The 18,024-nt window shown below is 69.9% G+C and carries 14 protein-coding genes; 5 read left to right on the top strand and 9 right to left on the bottom strand.

The window, feature by feature from the left end:
* A partial coding sequence (locus Q8Q85_04310; protein MDP3773469.1) for a hypothetical protein occupies window positions 1-742 on the bottom strand: 742 nt, incomplete at its 3' end.
* 106 nt (window positions 743-848) lie between these two features.
* Window positions 849-1,511: a hypothetical protein gene (locus tag Q8Q85_04305; protein MDP3773468.1), complete on the bottom strand. Its 663-nt coding sequence runs from the start codon at window positions 1,509-1,511 to the stop codon at window positions 849-851.
* A gap of 96 nt (window positions 1,512-1,607) precedes the next feature.
* On the opposite strand from Q8Q85_04305, the gene Q8Q85_04300 reads away from it, so the two are divergent.
* The 4 genes from Q8Q85_04300 to Q8Q85_04285 all read left to right on the top strand — a co-directional run bounded on the left by Q8Q85_04300 (window position 1,608) and on the right by Q8Q85_04285 (window position 7,554).
* A complete protein-coding gene (locus Q8Q85_04300; protein ID MDP3773467.1) occupies window positions 1,608-1,751 on the top strand; it encodes a hypothetical protein in 144 nt (47 codons plus the stop codon).
* Window positions 1,752-2,128: 377 nt separating this feature from the next.
* Window positions 2,129-3,886 (top strand): ATP-binding protein, encoded by a 1,758-nt coding sequence (locus tag Q8Q85_04295; protein ID MDP3773466.1) that lies wholly within the window; start codon window positions 2,129-2,131, stop codon window positions 3,884-3,886.
* On the top strand, window positions 3,883-5,265 hold the full coding sequence (locus Q8Q85_04290; protein ID MDP3773465.1) for a sigma-54 dependent transcriptional regulator: 1,383 nt from the start codon (window positions 3,883-3,885) through the stop codon (window positions 5,263-5,265). The genes Q8Q85_04295 and Q8Q85_04290 overlap by 4 nt, the downstream gene beginning before the upstream one ends.
* A 162-nt stretch (window positions 5,266-5,427) precedes the next feature.
* The gene (locus Q8Q85_04285; protein MDP3773464.1) at window positions 5,428-7,554 is read left to right on the top strand and encodes a hypothetical protein; all 2,127 of its coding nucleotides are present in this window, start codon (window positions 5,428-5,430) and stop codon (window positions 7,552-7,554) included.
* 236 nt (window positions 7,555-7,790) lie between these two features.
* Here the strand turns inward: Q8Q85_04285 and Q8Q85_04280 are convergent, their stop codons facing one another.
* The 4 genes from Q8Q85_04280 to leuS are packed head-to-tail and all read right to left on the bottom strand — an operon-like array spanning window position 7,791 to window position 12,431.
* Window positions 7,791-8,759 carry a PDZ domain-containing protein gene (locus Q8Q85_04280; protein ID MDP3773463.1) on the bottom strand — a complete coding sequence of 323 codons (969 nt, stop codon included), beginning with the start codon at window positions 8,757-8,759 and terminating at the stop codon, window positions 7,791-7,793.
* Window positions 8,760-8,784: 25 nt separating this feature from the next.
* The gene (locus Q8Q85_04275; protein MDP3773462.1) at window positions 8,785-9,381 is read right to left on the bottom strand and encodes a hypothetical protein; all 597 of its coding nucleotides are present in this window, start codon (window positions 9,379-9,381) and stop codon (window positions 8,785-8,787) included.
* Window positions 9,378-9,917, bottom strand: coding sequence for a sigma-70 family RNA polymerase sigma factor (locus tag Q8Q85_04270; GenBank protein ID MDP3773461.1), 540 nt, complete (start codon window positions 9,915-9,917; stop codon window positions 9,378-9,380). Before Q8Q85_04270 ends, Q8Q85_04275 begins: the two co-directional genes overlap by 4 nt.
* Window positions 9,918-9,977: 60 nt before the next feature.
* Window positions 9,978-12,431 (bottom strand): leucine--tRNA ligase, encoded by a 2,454-nt coding sequence (gene leuS / locus Q8Q85_04265; protein ID MDP3773460.1) that lies wholly within the window; start codon window positions 12,429-12,431, stop codon window positions 9,978-9,980.
* A 57-nt stretch (window positions 12,432-12,488) separates the two neighbouring features.
* Here leuS and Q8Q85_04260 point away from each other — a divergent pair, with 57 nt between their 5' ends.
* Complete coding sequence (locus tag Q8Q85_04260; protein ID MDP3773459.1) at window positions 12,489-14,612, top strand: methyl-accepting chemotaxis protein; 2,124 nt, start codon at window positions 12,489-12,491, stop codon at window positions 14,610-14,612.
* On the opposite strand, the gene serA is transcribed toward Q8Q85_04260, so the two are convergent.
* From serA to Q8Q85_04245, 3 genes are read right to left on the bottom strand one after another with little or no spacing between them, the layout of a single operon-like run.
* A complete protein-coding gene (gene serA, locus Q8Q85_04255) occupies window positions 14,609-16,210 on the bottom strand; it encodes a phosphoglycerate dehydrogenase (GenBank protein ID MDP3773458.1) in 1,602 nt (533 codons plus the stop codon). The genes Q8Q85_04260 and serA overlap by 4 nt on opposite strands.
* The gene (locus Q8Q85_04250) at window positions 16,203-17,306 is read right to left on the bottom strand and encodes an alanine--glyoxylate aminotransferase family protein (GenBank protein MDP3773457.1); all 1,104 of its coding nucleotides are present in this window, start codon (window positions 17,304-17,306) and stop codon (window positions 16,203-16,205) included. The genes serA and Q8Q85_04250 overlap by 8 nt, the downstream gene beginning before the upstream one ends.
* The gene (locus Q8Q85_04245) at window positions 17,303-17,962 is read right to left on the bottom strand and encodes a cysteine hydrolase family protein (GenBank protein MDP3773456.1); all 660 of its coding nucleotides are present in this window, start codon (window positions 17,960-17,962) and stop codon (window positions 17,303-17,305) included. The genes Q8Q85_04250 and Q8Q85_04245 overlap by 4 nt, the downstream gene beginning before the upstream one ends.
* Window positions 17,963-18,024 lie beyond the last annotated feature (62 nt).

The raw sequence follows: 18,024 nt of genomic DNA, 5'->3' as shown, positions 1-18,024 counted from the left end.
GGCCGGCGGCGCGGGGGGTGAGCCCGTAGGGTTCGCCCCCCAGGAGCTGCCCGGCCGCGGCCGGCGAGATGAGCAGGCCCGGAGGCGCGGCCGGGTTTCGCGCTGTGTCGGTAGTGATGTTACCGGCCAGGAACCGTGCGACGAACTGCTGGGGAAGCAGGTCAAGACCCGCGACCGCAACGGCGGCCGCCTGGCTGAATCGCGGATTGGCGGTGAGCCCCTGGGCACGGACGTACCCGCGCCTGCCGCTCGAACCCGGCGCGATGATCAACACTACCAGCTTGCCCGCGGCCTGCTGGACGGTGATCCAGGTGGCCGGATTGTTAGCCGATCCGCCGTAGACGACTTGTGCCCCTTCGATAGGCCGTGGCACTACCGCCAGGCCGACGGGCAGGAAGTCGGTGCCCAGCGCCAGCCGCGTCGAATCCACCTCGAGGCGCGAGGCCGGGTCGGGGGCGATCCGAATGACCGGCAACGTCTGAAAGAAGGTGCCGTCATCTCCCGCAGGCTCCAGGCCGAAGCGCCGGAACTCCGACGCGATCCAGTCCGTGGCCTTCATGTTGCCCGGGGAGCCCGTGTCGCGGCCACCCATGGAATCATCCGCGAGCGCGAAGAGCCGGGTGCGGAGATCGGCGGCGCGGATCGCGGGTGGGGCCGCCGGGGCGCGGCCTGGACGCGCGCCTTGGGCCCGGGCGAGCGTGGGGACGCACAGGCAGAGCGCGACGAGTCGAATGGGGAGCACGGAAAGTCCTGGGTCGAGAAGTGAGCGGAGAAGATAAGGGCGCGAACGCGTGCGGCGCGACGGGGAGCGGTGTTTCACATTGCGGCGGACGTCGCGCGGGCGGCGTTCAGCGATCCAAGGTCACAGCCACGAATGGAACGGTGACGAACTTCCGGAAGCGGTCGTTGCCCAAGGCGCGCGAAGCGCTGGTCGAATACTCGGAAACGGCGTGGATCAGCCCGGAGCGCAGGGTCATTCGGGGAGTCACGCGCACCGCCAAGAAGAACTCGGAGTTCAGCGTACCGTGATCGGCGTTCCCGCCGCGGAGAAGGTTGAAGCCGGTCGCCCTGGCGGAGGAATCGGCCACCGATCCCGACGCCGGGTCGGCCTGTCGCTTCGGCCCCGCCCCGATCCCGACCACATCGATGTCGAAGCCGACCGCCACCGTCCCGAGCAACCGCAGGCTGCTGTAGAACTCTAGGTTCGCAGCTACGGCCAGGGGGCTTCGGACCAGGACTGCCTCACGCTGGCTCCGCGGGATGTCGGGGTCGGCGGTGCCGAACGCCTGGTCACCGCCACCGATGACCGTGACCCGCACGCCGTATCCAAGACGGGCGCGGCGAAAGAAGCCGAGTGCATGGTCCCGCGTGGCGGCGGCCGACGCGACCGTCGTGGAGGAGCCGGCGCCGGCGGCAAGGTGGATGCGGACGGCGGCGCGCCCTTCCGGAGCCTGGGCGGCGGCCGAGTGGGCCGCGACGAAGAGCAGCGAAGCAAGGAGCGGGACGCGCACACCAAGAGAACCCGCCCGGGCCGCCGGAAGTTCCGCGGAGGTTCCGTGCGCCGGCAATGCTCCCTATCTTAGGCGCCGACCCGAACCGGATCCCGCATGACCCGCTCACGAATCGCTCTCGCGCTCGCCGCTGGAGCTTCCCTCGCCGCCACCGGCGCCGCCGCGCAGGTGCGCTTCGTCTTCTACGAGCGCGGGGCGATGCGGATTCCCGACACGAGGCGTCCTTTGGTGTCAAAGTGAGCCGGGAAGATACCGGCGGGGGCGCACGCGGCACGACGGAGCGCGGCGTTTCGAGCTGGGCTTCAGGTGAACATCGTGGGGGGGGGACCGCCGGGGAACTGCGGCTTCACCATGGGCGCGTTGCCGACACGTTATATCGCCTCGTATCTTCTCCACGGCCCGAACCTGATCCGATCGCACCCTGCATCTCATCGCGCGGCCAGCCGGAGCAGGTGGCATCGCGATGTTACACCGGTGAGACGGGTGGTGACGTTTCGATGCCGTGACTCTCGCGGCAGCGCGAAGATAAATGGGGCCGCGCCTCTTGGCAGCCTGGGTCACGGACGGGCGCGGTACTCGGCACGCCGCTTGCTTGCACGCCACCGAGGGCGCCAGCCATGTCCCTGCGTGCGAAGTTGATCGCGCTGTTCTTCCTGCTCGCCGTCGTGCCGCTCGTCGGCATCGGTGTCCTGGGCTACGTGCAGTCGATGCGCGCGTTGCGAGCGCTCATCGCGGCCCAGACCGGCACGATCGCCGAGCGCGCCGGCTCCGAGCTGAGCGACCGGTACGCTCAACGCGAGTCGGACCTTCTGCTGCTCGCCGAGAACGCCGAAACGCAGCGGCTGTATCGGGCCCGCGCGAGCGGCGACGCCGCGCAGTGGGCGGCGGCGCTTCCGGCGGCCGACGCCTACCTGCGGGGCGCGTGGGAGCAATTCTCCCGCTCCTACGAGTGGGTGGAGTTCCGCGATGGCCGCGGGTTCGTCCTCTATCGCCTCGGCGAGCCGCTGGCCGACGCGGCTGGCGGCGGGACCCGAGGCGCGCTGACGGTTACGAAGCCGATCGTCGGCCCCGGCGGCAGGCCCGCGTACGGCACCCTCGTGGCCGTGGTGCGCCGGGACGCCCTGATCCCGGCGTCCGTGCTCGAGAACCGGTTCGGGCGCGCGGGCTACACCATGGTGCTCGACCGCGGCACCGGCGAGGTCGTCTACCATCCTCGCCACAGCCTGATCCGCCAGCGCATCCCGGCGCTGCTGGGCCCCGCCGGCTGGGGCGTCGATACGGCGCTGATCGCTCGCGCGCGTGGGTCCTTCAGATACAGCGAGCACGATACGGCGCGCGTGGCGGCGTTCGTGAGTCTGGCGGCGCCACCCTGGACGGTGCTTTCCAGCGGTGCGGTGGACGAGTTCGCCGCGCCCTTCCTCCGGACGCGACTGGTCAATCTCGCGCTGGTACTGCTGGTCACCGCGACGACGGCGGTGATGTTCGTGGTGCTCACGCGGCGCTCGACCCGGTCGCTGGAGGCACTCACGACGGCAGCCGACGAGGTCGGCGCGGGGAACTTCGCCCCGCGCCTGCCGCCGGCGGGCGGCGACGAGGTCGGACGCCTGTCCGCGGCCTTCGGCCTGATGGTCGGCCGGATCCGCGGCATGCTGCGGGAGATCGCGGCGAGCCGGCACATGGCCGCGGTCGGCGCGTTCGCCGCGCAGCTCTCCCACGAGATCCGCAATCCCCTCACGTCCATCAAGCTCAACCTGCAGCAGCTGCAGCGGGAGGGCGCCGCTGGCAGGCTTCCGCCCGGCGCCGCGCTGCCGGTCAGCATCTCGCTCCGCGAGATCGAGCGGCTCGATCGCGTGGTCAGGGGCGTGCTCGCCCTCGGCAGGACGCGACCGATGCACCGGGCCGCCTGCTCCGTGCACGCTGTGGTCGCCGAGGCGCTGGCCCTGGTGCGACCGCAGCTGGAGCAGCAGGGGGTAGCCATGGAGACCGATTTCCGCGCCGCGACCGACGCTGTGCTCGGTGATGCGGAGCACCTCCAGGCGCTGTTCCTTAACCTTTTTCTGAACGCGGCCCACGCGATGCCGGGCGGCGGCCGGTTGAGCGTCGCCACGGAGACCGACGAGGCCAATGGCGGGCCGCCGACGCTGCTCCGCGTGCGCATCGCCGACACCGGCCCGGGAATCCCCGCCGAGCTGCGCCAGCGGATCTTCGAGCCGTTCTACAGCAGCAAGCGCGACGGCAGCGGCTTCGGCCTGCCCCTGGCGCTCCGGACCGTGGAGGAGCACGGCGGCCGCCTCGTCCTGGAAGACGCTGCGGCCGCGGAGGGAGCGTCGTTCCTCGTCGAGCTGCCGATGGGCGATGCGGGAGCCCACGCGTGAGCGCGCGCATTCTGGTCGTGGACGACGACGCGTCCATCCGCGAGACCTTCGAGCACCACTTGGGACGCTCCGGCTACGAGGTCCGCACGGCGGCCGCCGCTGCGGCCGCGCTGCCGCTGCTCGAGACCTTCCAGCCCGTGCTCGTCATCACCGACCTGCGCATGCCGGGCATGGGCGGGCTGGAGCTGCTGCGCCGGGTCCGCGCCACCCTCGACGACGTGGACGTCGTCGTGATCACGGCGCACGACGACATGCAGTCGGCGATCGAGACGATGAAGGCCGGCGCGTACGACTATCTCGTCAAACCGCTCGATCTCGACGTCATCGATCTCACCATCCAGCGCTGCCTGCGCGAGCGTGCGCTGCGGCAGCGCGTGCAGCGTCAGGCGGCGGCCGAGGCGGAGCCCCACACGCTCGAGCAATTGATCGGCCGCGACGGGCGCATGATAGAGATCTACAAGCTGATCGGCATGCTGGCCGGCAACCGCGCCACCGTGCTCGTGCGCGGTGAGACCGGCACGGGCAAGGAGCGGATCGCTCGAACCATCCACTTCAGCTCGCCGCAGGCGGCCGACCCGTTCATCGCGGTCAACTGCACCGCCCTGGCCGAAACGCTGCTCGAATCCGAGCTGTTCGGACACGTCCGCGGCGCGTTCACCGGCGCCGTCGGCAGCCGCCGCGGCTACTTCGAGCTGGCGGGCTCGGGCACGATCTTCCTCGACGAGATCGGCGACACCACCCTGGAGCTTCAGGCCAAGCTGCTGCGGGTGTTGGAGAGCCGCGAGTTCTACCCCGTCGGGAGCGAGGAGCCGCGCACCTCGGATGCCCGGGTCATCACCGCCACGCATCGCCCGCTGGAGGAGCTGGTCCGTTCGGGAAGGTTCCGCGAGGACTTGTTCTACCGCCTGAAGGTCGTGGAGATCACCGTGCCGCCGCTGCGGGAGCGGCGCTCCGACATCCCGCCGCTGGCGCAGCACCTCATCGCGCGCATCGCGCGGGACCTCCACCGGGAAGTCCGGCTCATTTCGGACGACGCGATGCGGCTCCTCACCGCGTACGACTGGCCGGGGAACGTCAGAGAGCTCGAGAACGCCCTGACCCGCGCGGCGGTGCTGGCCCGCGGCCCCGCGATCATGCCCGAGCACCTGTCCTTCGGGGAACCGACCCGCGCCGGCGCCGACGGCGGCAGCCCGAGCGCCGAGGACGACTCGCTCGACGCCGCCGTGCGCGCCCACGTCCACCGAGTCCTCGCCCGCGCCGGCGGGAACAAGCGGCAGGCCGCCCGCATCCTCGGCATCTCCAGGCCCCGCCTCGATCGGCTGCTCGCCGAGCACGACCCCGTGGTAACGGATCGTGACCCCGATGGTCACGGAACGTGACCACACCATCCGCGCGGCGTCGCTCTCGCGTCGGCTGAACTCTCTGTCCCCTCGCATCTTGCCGCTTTCGCTGGACCCGGCACGCCTCTTGTATGTGGCTTGTGCAAGGGCCCCGCATCCGCGTGTGCCCGCGATCCGACGTGTCAGGGAAGGAGCAGCAGGATGATCGACACCGTCACTTCACCCGGCGTGCAGGTCCTGGACCTGTTCGGACCGGTTCTGCTCGTCATCGGCCTGGGGGTCGTCGCGTTCCTCGTCCTGGAGGTACTGCACGTGGTGGCGCTCTCTCTCTGGCTAGCGGCGCAGGGCCGGCGGACTCGACCGCGGGGCGTGCTCCTCGCGGCGTTGTGTCTCGCGGCCGTCGTCCCGGGCCTCGGGTCGCCACCGCTCGCCGCGCAAGTCGCAGGGGCTCAGGCAGCCGCGGCCCAGCCGCAGCCGCGGTTCACGCGCATCTTCGGGTCGGACTCGATGCAGATCACGAATCCGGCCCTCTCCCCCGACGGGCGCTGGATCGTCTTCAACAGCGGTGGTGAAGGCGGAGTCTACCTGTGGGTCGTTCCGGCGGGCGGCGGCGCACCGATTCAGCTCACGTCCGGTCGCCACGACGACTGGTTTCCAAGATGGTTCCCGTCCGGTGACCGTATCGCATTCGCTTCCAATAGGCCGTCGCCGCCCGGCGAGGAAACGACGAGGTACGTCATGACGATCCCGTTCGACGCGCGGACGGGGCGGAGTGCCGGCCCGGCACAGCAGGTCTCGCTGGAGTCCGGGTACTTTCCGGCGGTATCACCCGACGGGCGCTGGATTCTCTTCGAGGCTTTCGGGCTTCCCGGTACCCGCCGTCTGATGGTCGTGCCGTCCACGGGCGGCACCGCCCGAACGGTGGTGCCGAGCAAGAGCTATGGGGGCCGGCCGGAATGGTCGCCCGACGGCCGCGCGATCTACTTCGTGGACAGGGTGTCCGGTGGGCCGGAGCGTACCCTGATGCGCGTATCGGCCGATAGCGGACAGCCCCAGCGGCTGTGGTCGACGCCTAGGGGGATGCGCGCGCTGAACACGACAGCGCGCCAGGCGCTTACCTTGTCGGACGTCTCCCTTCCCGGCTCTCCAGTCGCCCAGGTCTTCACCTTCGAGGGCCGCCCTGTTGCGAGTGTTCCTCTGCATCGAAACATGGACCCGTCCTCGTTCACCGGCGACGGCCGGTCGGTTCTCGCTGTGGTGTCGGACCGCGTGGCACCCATCCGCGTGCTGCCGGTCGCGGGCGGCCCCTCCAGAACGTTGACGGAGGCGCGCGAGTACGACGAGCTGGATACGTGGACCGCCGACGCCGGTCGCCTGGCGGTGAGGACGCGGATGAACGGACACGCGACGCTGCTCGATATTCCGATTGACGGGGGCCAGGCCGCGGAGATCGCGACGCCGCCAGAAGCGACGAGGACGATGCTGTCGCCAGACCGCAACCATCTCTTCTACGTCGTCACGGACTCGGCGACCTCCCGGAAGAGCCTGCGGGTCCGTCGGCTCAGCGATGGGCGCACGCGAGAGATTGCACGGGACCTGGTTGATCCGACCGGAGTGCCCATCACCGGACCCGGCGGTTCGCCGTTCAGCGGTGCAGAGATCCTCTACGCCGAGCGTCGCGGTGATCGGTTCGAGTTGCGGGCGTGTGCACCAGAGGGAGAGCCTCACGTTCTGCGTTCCTTCCCGGCCAGCTTCGCAGACAACAGAAGCTTCGGCGGCGTCGGCGTGCAAGGTGAGCGCGTTGCCTGGACGGACGTACTCGGCGACTCCAGCGCCCTGCTCGTCGCGGAGGGCCGGAACGGCGCGCCCCGGCGCGTCGCGACAATGCGGGGGAGCCTGTACCAACCGGTCTGGTCGCCTGATGGTCGCTGGATCGCTGCGAGCTACGGCGCTCCGGGTACAAGCTTGCGCTACGCCGTGTTGGTCGTCGGCGTGACGCCCGGCGGTCTGCCGAGCGCGCCGCCACGGCTCGTCGAGGCCGGACTTGTGGTTGGCTGGGACATCAAGTGGCTGCCCGACAGCCGGGCGGTGACCGTCTTCGGCATGAGCGGCCAGGGGTCCACGCCCGGCGTCTGGCTCGTGTCGCTTCGCGAAGGCGATCAGCCAGTCAAACTGACCCGGGACGACCCCTCGGCGATGTGGAGCTACTCGCTCTCGCCCGACGGCCGGTACATCGCGTACCCGGCCGAGATCCCGCGCGGCAGCTCGATCTGGCGCCTGGACCTCGGCGAGGTGCTGGCGGAGGGAAGGCGCGGCACCCGCCGGTAAGCGTTGCGCCGGTTCGCCGGCGCGGCGCGCTGTCACCCGGGGTTGGGGCCCTGTATCCCGGAGAGATGATGGGGTGATGGTGAAGGGCATGAGGTGGTGAGGGTAGGGGGAGAAAGGGGAGTTATGGGAGTAAATTGAGAAAGGGGAGTAAGGGGACCGGAGTGCGGTCGTGCCATTTCTCCCCTAACTCCCCTTTCTCCCCTCACTCCCTTTTCTCCCCTCACCCCATCACCTCATCACAAACTAATCCTGATTCTTTCCACCCGCGGCAGCTCCATTCCCGGCTGCATCTCGAAGCGGTTCGATCTTATCCTCCACCGCTGCTCCGACTGGCGCGGCATGCGTCCATTCACGCTGACCCGGCGCTTCTGCCGCATCACCTCGAACGACACCGCCTCGTTGGCGTCGTAGGTCCCGAGGATCCGCATCGCGTGGGACGGGCTGGTGGGCCGCCGGCCGCCGATCGAGAGAATGACGTCGCCGGCGCGCAGGCCGAGGGTCGAGTCGGTCCCCACGTCCACGACGAGCAGTCCCTCCGAGGTCCCGAAGTACTCCGACAGGCCGGGGCCCACCCGCACCAGTTCCAGGTCGGCCAGTCCCTCGCCGCCGAACGCCATGACCCGCATGCGATTCTCCGGGCCGCCCGGGACGGCAATCTCCGGCGGGAACGGGACGGCGAACCGGCGGAGCTGGTTGCCGCTCAACTCCGTGATCCGGTCGAACCCGGACTCCGAGACGACGAAACTCACGGTTTGGGTCCGCCCGTCGCGACGCAGCTCGAGCCGCACCGAGTCGCCGCCGTCGAGCCGCGAGGCCAGCTCGATGAGCCGTAGGCCGGGGCGCGACTGATCCATTTCGTCATCGCGCCGGTCGCTCCGGAGCGCGGCGAGGCGAGCGCCGTTCAGGCGCACGATGAGGTCGCCGGTGCGCACGCCGGCGCGATCGGCGGGACCGCCCGGCGTCACGCCCGCCACTCGCGCGCCGACGCTGTCGCGCGCCGGGTCAGCGGTCAGATCCACGAGCACGCCGAGCCGCTCGCGGCGGAAGCTCATCCGGGAGAACTCGCCCGGACCGATCGAGTACATGAATGTGCGCACCCGATCCTCGCGCTCGCGCTCCCGTTCGCGAACCCGCGCCGAGTCCTGAGCCGCCGCGGGGACGGCCACCGCGGCCAGGAACGTTGCTGTGAGAAGAAGGCGTCGCATGGAAACCTCGTTGAAGAAAAGGACGCTAAAGGCCCGCGAGGGCCACCCGCGTGGTGTGAACGTCCACCAGCGCCGAGAGCACGCCGGCGCGATTCTGCCACAGGCCGACCACCCGGTCCGGATCAGAACGCCAGGCGCCGGGTTGCGCGAGCTGTGCGTCGATGCTGGACAGCCGGTCCTCGAGATCGGCCACGACCCCCGCGGCGGACCCCGGCAGCGCCCGGGACTCGGGCGAGAGGTCGCGCAGCGACTGCTCCATCGCCGCCGACTGTGCCATCGCGCGCTGAAGCGCCGCACGACCGGCCGCCGTGGAGGCAGCGCCGTCCGGCCGCAGCGCCACGACGGTGAGCAAAGTCAGAGCCGCGGCCGTGGCCAGGCCGACCATGCCATGGACCCACCGGCGCCGGCGCTCGGCGCTCGCCCTGGTCGCGACTACGGGCCAGCGATCGCGAGGCAGCGTGAACGTGGGCAACGCCTTCAGCCGCGCGCGCATCTGATCCAGCCGGTAAAGCTCGCCCGCGCAGGCCACGCACTCCCCGACGTGCGCCTTCGTCCACGCGCTGCCTTCGCCGTCGCGTAGCGCGAGCAGCTCTTCGGTCGTTCCGTGCCGGATGTCGCTCATGCCATCGCTCCTTCGCCGAGCCAGCGGCGCAGTTTCTCGTGTGCCCGGGCCAGCTGCGACTTCGAGAAGCTCGTCGTCATACCCATCAGCTCGGCGATCTCCTCATGAGTGTACCCTTCCACATCGTGCAGCCAGACCACCGCGCGCGACCGCTCGGTGAGCCGCGACATCGCGGCCTCGAGATCGAGCCGTAGCGGCACGTCGGCGTCGTGCGACTCCGCCGCTTCGTCCTCCAGCGGCTCTCCCGCGCGGAGCTTCTCGCGGCGATAGCGCATCAGCGCCTTGCTCGCCGCGATGGTCCGAATCCACCCCCAGAGGCTGCCGTCACCCCGCCAACTGCCGATCGAGCGACAGACCTCGAGGAAGGTCTCCTGCAACACGTCCTCGGCGTCCTCCGCGGTCGGCGTCAGTCGCCGCGCCAGCGAGTACACGCCCTTCTCGTGCGCCCGATACACCTGCTCGAGGGCGCCGTAGTCACCGGCCTTCGCTCGCGCGACGAGGCTCCGGGCCTCCGACAGGGGGAGGGTTTCCGTCATGACGGTCACGTTATGTAGATGCGGGAGAGGGGGGAAGGGTCGCGTGAACCCCTATCTCCTTCATACAACGAGATTTACCAGCCTGTCCACCACAAACACCACCTTCCTGACAGTCTTCCCGTCAGTGAACTTCCGCACCCCCGGATGCGCAATGGCAGCCGCCACCACCGTCGCCTCGGCTGCGCCGCGGGGGAACATGAGCCGCGCCCGGACTTTGCCGTTCACCTGCACCACGATCTCCACGTCCTCCGCCAGCGCGAGTCGCGCGTCGAACACCGGCCACTCAGCGTCCATGACCGAAGCCGTGTGGCCGAGCCGCTCCCAGCACTCCTCGGCGAAGTGAGGCGCGTATGGTGCGAGCATGACCGCCAGCGGCTCGATGAGCGCCCGGGTGGGAGCGCCATCGCGCAGCGCGTTCACGTACTCCATCATCGCCGAGATCGCCGTGTTGTAGTCGAGCGACGCAGTGTCCTTCGTGACCTTCTGGATCGTGTGATGCATTAGTCGGAGCAGCTCTCCTGATGGCTGCTGGCTGACCTCCGCTGCGCGTCGGCGCGTCGGCGCGTCTGCTTCATCGATCAGATGCCAGACCTTATCGAGGAATCTCCGGATCCCCGAGATCCCCGCGTCGCGGAAGTCCCCACCCTCCTGGTAGGGACCGAGGAACATCAGGTACATCCGGAAGGTGTCGGCTCCCCACTGCTCGACGTACTGGTCCGGCACGACGACGTTGCCGCGCGACTTCGACATCTTCGACCCGTCCTTCACGATCGTGCCGTGGGCGCGGAAGCGCGGGAACGGCTCCTCGAAGTCCACGTAGCCAAGGTCCTTCAGCGCCATCGTGACGAAGCGCGAGTACATGAGGTGCAGCACCGCGTGCTCGTTGCCCCCGATGTAGCTCGTCACCGGGAGCCACTTCTTCGTGAGCACGGCGTCGAACGGCACGTCGCCGCGTCCCACGGAGGGGTAGCGCAGGAAGTACCACGCCGAATCGAGGAAAGTGTCGGAGACGTCGGTCTCGCGGCGACCCATCTTGCCGCACTTGGGGCACGGCACGCGGTACCACTCGGCGTGGCGCGCCAATGGCGAGACGCCGGAGTCGTCGGGCCGGGTGTCCGCCACCACCGGCAGGACGACGGGGAGGTCCTTCTCGGGAACGGGGACCGTGCCACAGGCATCGCAATAGATGATGGGGATGGGCGGGCCCCAGTAGCGCTGCCGCGACACGCACCAGTCGTGGAGGCGGTAGTTGACCATGCCCTTGGCGAGGCCCTTCGCTTCGAGCGAGGAGGTGATCGCCCGGGAGGCCTCCTCCCACGGCATCCCGTCGAAGCCGGGGCTGTTCACCAACCGCCCTCCCGGGACGTCGGGCTCGGCGGCCGGGAGCGGCGTAGCGGCGTCCTGGGCCGGGCCCGCGACGACCCGCACGATCGGTAGCACCATCCGCGTGGCGAAGTCGAAGTCACGCGCATCATGACCCGGAACGCCCATGATCGCGCCGGTCCCGTACTCCATGAGGACGTAGTCCGCGATCCAGATGGGGATGCTGTCGCCCGTCGCCGGGTTACGCACGTACGCGCCGGTGAAGACCCCGGTCCGCTCCTTGTCACCGACCTTGCGAGAGACCAGGTCGCTCTTCTCGACCTTGCGGCGGTAGGCGTTGACGTCCGCCCGCTGCTCCGCCGTGGCTAGGTCTCCCACGAGAGGGTGCTCGGGCGCCAGAACGAGGTAGGTCGCGCCGAAAACCGTGTCGGGACGAGTGGTGAAGACGGTGATGCGCCTGCCGGCGGGCGTCTCGAACGCCAGCTCTGCGCCCTCCGACCGGCCGATCCAGTTGGTCTGGAGGAGCCGCGTCGACGACGACCAGTCGAGCTTCTCGAGGTTGCCGAGCAGCTTCTCGGTGTACCTGGTGATGGTGAAGAACCACTGGTCGAGGACCCGCTGCTCTACCTTCACATCGGGATGCCGCTCGCAATAGCCGTTGATGACCTGCTCGTTGGCGAGCACCGTCTTGCACGCGGGGCACCAGTTCACCGCGGCGCGCTTCCTGACGGCGAGGCCCGCCTTGTGGAGCTGGAGGAATATCCACTGCGTCCACTTGTAGTACTCGGCGTCCGTCGTCGAGAGCTGCCGGCGCCAGTCGATCATCAGCCCCATGCGCTTCATCTGCCGGCGGAAGCGCTCGATGTTGCGCGGGATCAGCTCGGCCGGGTGTACGCCGATCTTGAGGGCGTAGTTCTCCGAGTGGATCCCGAAGGCGTCGAAACCCATCGGCTCGAAGACGTCGTCGCCCTGGAGCCGGCGGAACCGCCCGAAGATATCCGCGCCGACGAAGGCGAAGACGTTCCCGACGTGCAGCCCCTCGGCCGAGGGGTACGGGAACATCATGAGGTTGTAGAAGGGCCGCTTCGCGCCGACGAGGTCGGCGTGGTTGGTTCCGCGCTCTTCCCAGCGCGCCTCCCACTTCTTCTCGACGCCTTGCGGGTCGTACGGGGTGAAGCCTTGGTCGGGCATAAGAGGCGAAAAATAGCGGCTTGCGGCGTGAAACAGCCATCCCTACCTTGACCGGAGATGCCCGCTACCCCGCGTCGTTCCGGCGACCGCAGCCTCCAGAGCTATCTCCTCACGTTCGGCATCGTCGCCGCGCTCATCGTGGTGGCCGCCGTCGCGGCGCTCTCCTGGCGGGTGGCGAAAGGCTACCTCCAGTCCGACGCCGACCGGCGACTGGCCGACATCGCCCAGCGTACGTCCTCGCTGATCGCCCAGTACATGCGGGAGCGTCGCAGCGAGTTGGAGCTGCTGGCCTCGACGCCGACGGTCGTGGCCGCGGCGGAAGCGGCGGACGCCCAGGCGGCGCAGCAGGGGCTGCCGCTGAATACCATCGACCAGCTCGAGCGCCGATTCACGGCCACCCGCTCGCTCGAGGTGGATCCCGTGGCCAAGGCGTTCCTCCGGGCCGCCGTGGACCGTTCCGATTTCGCCGAACTGTTCTTCACGGAGTCTCACGGCTACAACGCGGTCACGTCCGAGGCTACGTCCGATTTCGTGCAGAGCGACGAAGAGTGGTGGCAGCGGGCGATGCAGACGGGCTGGTACCAGTCGGAGCCGACGTATGACGAGTCGGCGAGGGTCGTCTCCCTCCAGATGGCGGCACCGATCGTGGCGCGCGGGACCCAGCGCCGGGTCGGCGTCTTCCGAGGCACGTTCGACCTCGATCGGCTCTCCCGCCTGGTGGCGAGCTCTGACGCCGGCGCGGGCGCGGCGGTGCAGGTGGTGGACCAATTCGGCAAGCTGATCGTGGGCGGCGACTCGACCCAGCTCCTGAAGCTGCTGCCGGAGGCCCCGAGCCTCACCTTCGCCGACACGGTCAGCTTCACGACCGTCCAGGACGCCGAGCACGGCACCGAACGAACGGCGACGGCCCGGGTCGGTAGCGCCCGGTGGTGGGTGGTGGTGCGCCAGCCGGCGGAGCGGATCTACGAGTCGGTGAACGCCATCGGCAAGCTGATCCTCGTGGTGGCGATCACCCTGGGGGTGTTGGTGGTTTTCGCGCTCTTCGGCCTCGGCGCATGGCTCAACCGCCGCGTGACGAAGCCGGTCGAGCGGCTCGCTGCTGCTGCGAGCGCGGTCGCGCAGGGCGACCTTGCCGTGGACCTCGAGCTGACGCGAGGCACGGCGGAAGTAGCGCACCTGGGCTCTTCGTTGATCGGGATGGTCGGCGCGCTCCGGCGCCTCGTCGGGGCCATACGCTCGGCGGCTGACGAAGCGGCGGCGATGGCGGCCGAGATCAGCGCGTCCACCGAAGAGATGGCGGCCGCGGGCCAGGAGATGTCGTCCACGACTCAGGACCTTTCACGCCGCGCGCAGCAGCAAGCCGAGGTCGTGAAGGCGGCGGCGGTGGACGCGAACCGCATCCTCGCCATCGCGAAGCGCCTCGCCGAGACATCGCGCGACGCGGCCGCCCGCAACAGCGCGCTCGCGACCGTGGCCGAAGAGCACCGGGCGCAGCTCGAGGAGAGCAGCGCCGCACTCGAGGGCCTGGCGGCGGAGGTGGAGAAGGGCGCGGCGGAGTCCGCGGCGCTCAGGGAGGCCTCGAACCAGATCTCGCGGTTCGTAGCGCAGACCAAGACGATCGCGACCCAGACCAACATGCTGGCGCTGAACGCCGCGATCGAAGCGGCACGGGCGGGCGAGCACGGCCGCGGCTTCGCGATCGTGGCCGACGAAGTGCGCAAGCTGGCGACCCAGGCGGCACAGGCGGCGGTCACGACCGAGGGTACGGTGCAGCAGGTACTCAAGCGGGTGAAGGGCGCTCACGACGCGATGACCCGCCTCGGCGAGGGGAGCGCGGCAGCGAGACGGGCGGCGCGTACCGTGGGCGAAGGGTTGGGCGCGGTCGCGAAGGCGGCCGGCGACAACGACATCTGGTCGCGCGAGATCAACGCCTCGGCAGTGGAGTCAGAGCAGCTGGTTCAGGAGATCGCCGCGCGGCTGGACCAGCTCGCCGCGAGCGCCGAATCGTTCGTCGCGTCGGCGGAGGAGATCGCCGCGTCTTCGGAAGAGCAGACGGCCGCGACGCAGGAGATCGCCGCTTCCGCGCAGAACCTGGCGAGGGCGGCGGACCGGCTTACCACCGCGGTGCAGAGCTTCCGGCTACAGACCCACCAGCCGCCTCTGGAGCAGGCCGCGGACTAGGCCGTCGGCGGCCCCAGGTCCACCTGCCACACGCCGGTGACCTCCGGCATCTTCCGCAGGTCCTCGAGCACCGGTGTCGGCGCGCGCACCTCCAGCGCGATGGCGGCCAGGGCGTCGTCGCCGCGCCGCGGCGGGCGCGACTGATGGTAGTCGCTGATGTTGACGCCGGCGGCGCCCAGCATCGTTCCCACTTTCCCGATCACGCCCGGCACGTCCCGGTTGGTCAGCACGAGCAGCGTGCCGAAGGGCTCCACGTCCACGTGGTAGTCATGGATCCGCACGATGCGCGCGTGCGCGTCCCCCAGGAGCGCGCCCTGCACCCGGACGGTCCGCCCATCGGCGACCAACTCGACGCTCAGGCTGGTCTGGAAGACGTCCGGGTCCTCGGCGCGGCGGGTCACCCGGATCCCGCGCTGGCGCGCCAGGTGCCCGGCATTGACCAGCGACACCCGGTCCATCCCCATCGCCACCAGGACGCCCGAGAGCGCGGCGATGCCGGCCGTGTCGGCAGCACGGTCGTCGGTGCCGCGGTAGGTCACATCCACCGACTGCACGCCGCCCGAGCCCAAGCCGAAGGCGAGCTTGCCTAGCCGCTGGCCAAGGTCCATGAGCGGCCGGCTCGAGGCGAGCTGTGAGGCGTCGAGCCCGGGCAGGTTCACCGCGCTGCGCAGGTCGCCCGAGAGCAGCGCGTCACGCACCGCCTCCGCGATCTCGATCGAGACCCGGGTCTGCGCTTCCTTCGTGGACGCCCCGAGGTGCGGGGTGAGGATGACGTTGGGCGCCCCGCGCAGGGGTGAATCGGCGGGCAGCGGCTCCGGTTCGAAGACGTCGAGCGCCGCACCGGCGAGCCTGCCCTCCACCAGCGCCGCGGACAGCGCCGCCTCGTCGACCAGCGCGCCGCGCGCGGTGTTGACCAGCAGCGCCGTCTTCTTGACCAGCTTGAGGCGCTCAGCGTTGATGAGCTGGCGGGTGTCCTCGGTGAGAGCGATGTGGAGGGTGATGACGTCCGCCCGAGCGAGCACCTCCTCGAGCGGCAGCAACTCAACGCCGAGCGACGAGGCGTGCGCGGCCATGACGTAGGGATCGAGCGCGATCACCGTCATGCCGAACGCCCGGCCGATCTGCGCGACCAGCGAGCCGATGCGGCCCAGGCCCAGGATCGCGAGCGTCTTGCCGCGCAGCTCGGTGCCCTCGTAGCTCTTGCGGTCCCACTTGCCCGCCGCGACCGAGGCCGACGCCGCCGGGATCCTGCGAGCCAGGGCGAGCATCAGCGCGAAGGTGTGCTCGGCGGCGCTGGTGGAGTTGGCGCCGGGGGCGGTCAGAACGGCGATCCCGCGCCGCGTCGCTTCCTCGAGGTCGATGTTGTCCACGCCGATGCCGGCGCGGGCGACGATCCGGAGCTTGGGTGCGCCGGCCATCAGCTCCGGCGTCACCTGGGTCTCGCTGCGCACCACCAGCGCCGCGGCGTCCAGGAGCGCGTCCCTCAGCGCCTCGGCCCCCTTGCCAACCGTCTCGACGACGTCGAGGCCGTGAACGCCCTTGAGGAGCTGGACGCCCGGCGCCGCGATCCGGTCGGCGACGACGACGCGCTCACCCACGGCGCAACACTTCTTCCAACTCGGCGAGCAGCGCGTCCAACTCCGGCACGGTGTGGTCTCCCATGTGGCCGATGCGGAACGTCGAGTCCTTGAGCTTGCCGTAGCCGGCCGCGATCACGAAGCCGCGGGCTTCCATCCGTTTCGCCACGCTGCCCCCGGACCGCCCGTCCGCGGCGGCCTCGAGCCGGTGGCACGAGATCGTCCATGAGCGCCGGCCCTCGCGCGGCAGGAAGGCGATGCCGAGCGCTTCTCCCTTCTCCCCCGTCCACCGCTCCACCCGCTCGCGCATGGCGCGATGCCGGGCCCAGCGGGCTTCGATGCCCCCGGTGGCCGCGATGCGCCGGAGCTGCGCGTCGAGCGCGTAGAGGAGCGACATCGCGGGCGTGTAGGGCGTCTGGCGCTTGCGCGCCTGCGCGTCGTACGGCAGCAGGTCGAAGTAGATGCCGCGGCCGGTGATCGTCTTCGCGCGCGCGAGCAACCGCTCCGACGCGACCCCGAAGGCCAGGCCGGGCGGCAGCGCGAGCGCCTTCTGTGAGCCGGTCAGGACGAAGTCGAGGCCCCATGCGTCCGTCTCGACCGCACAGCCGCCGAGCGAGGTCACCGCGTCCACCAGCAGGAGGACGTCCGGGAACTCGTGGACGGCGGCGGCGATCTCGTCCAGAGGGGAGAGAGCGCCCGTCGCCGACTCCGAGTGGACCACGGTGACCGCGTCGGCGCCCGTTTCCTTGAGCAGGTCCCGCACCCGGTCGGCCTCGAAGGTCTCGCCGAGCGGCACCTCGGCCACGACGTGGTCGGTGCCGCACGCCTTGGCGATGTCGGCGAAGCGCTGCGAGAACGCGCCGTTCACCAGACAGAGTACTCGCCGGCGGACGCCGTTCCGGATCGCCGCCTCCATCAACCCGGTGGCGGAAGAGGTCGAGATGATCACCGGGTTCCGGGTGCGGAAGGCGGCCTTGAGCGGAGCGTCCACGCCGCCCAGGAGCGCTTCGGTGGCGGTGCCGCGGTGCCCGATCATCGGGCGCACCTGGGCCGCGAGGATCTCCGGCAGCACCTCGGTGGGCCCCGGCAGGAAGAACCGGCCGAATGGCGCCGTCACGCGGCGTGCTGCGCTTCGAGCAGTCCCTCTTCCACGACTTCGGCGGTCGGGACGATCCGGACACCCTCTTCGGCCCACTGCTTGAGGAGGTGCTCTGCGGCATCCCGGTCTATCGGCTTCATCGCGTCGCTCACCACGAATAGCCGGATGTCGGGATGGCGCTCGACCAGACCCTCGATGGCGTACTTGTCGCAGACGTCGAGCGCGACGCCGTACAGCACCACGGTGTTGGGATTCAGCACGGCGAGCACGGTCTCCACGTTCAGGTTGGTGAACACGTCGAACCAGTGTTTGTGGAGAAGGATGTCGCCCTGGTGCGCGCCGACGCGCGCCTTGAGGGCCACCGGATCCTGGGGCTCGGGCTCGATCACGAGGGGATCCCGCAACGCCGTCTCCGGGATCTTGGCCTGCCCCGCGGTGCCACGCATGCAGTGGAGCGGGAACGTCTCCCGGAAGTCTGGCGCGGCCGACAGCTCGCGGTGGCCCGGCACATGGTCATCGGCGCTGGCGACGATACGGTAGCCGCGGGCGTGCGCGTGATCGGTGAGACGCTTCAGGTTCGGGATGATGGACTCGGCGTCAGGCACGTACAGCTTCCCGTCCGAACTCATGAAATCGACCTGGGTATCGACGTCCCAGAAGATCGTGGTGGACATGAGCGTTCCCCTCCGGCCGTGAATGTACCTGAGAGGAGCGGGGAGCGGGGAGAGGGGAGAGG

The organism is Gemmatimonadales bacterium (genome assembly GCA_030697825.1).
In the GTDB taxonomy this organism is placed as follows: domain Bacteria; phylum Gemmatimonadota; class Gemmatimonadetes; order Gemmatimonadales; family JACORV01; genus JACORV01.
The sequence above is the reverse complement of the archived record's forward strand: the minus strand, read 5'-3'. Positions and strand labels throughout refer to the sequence as shown.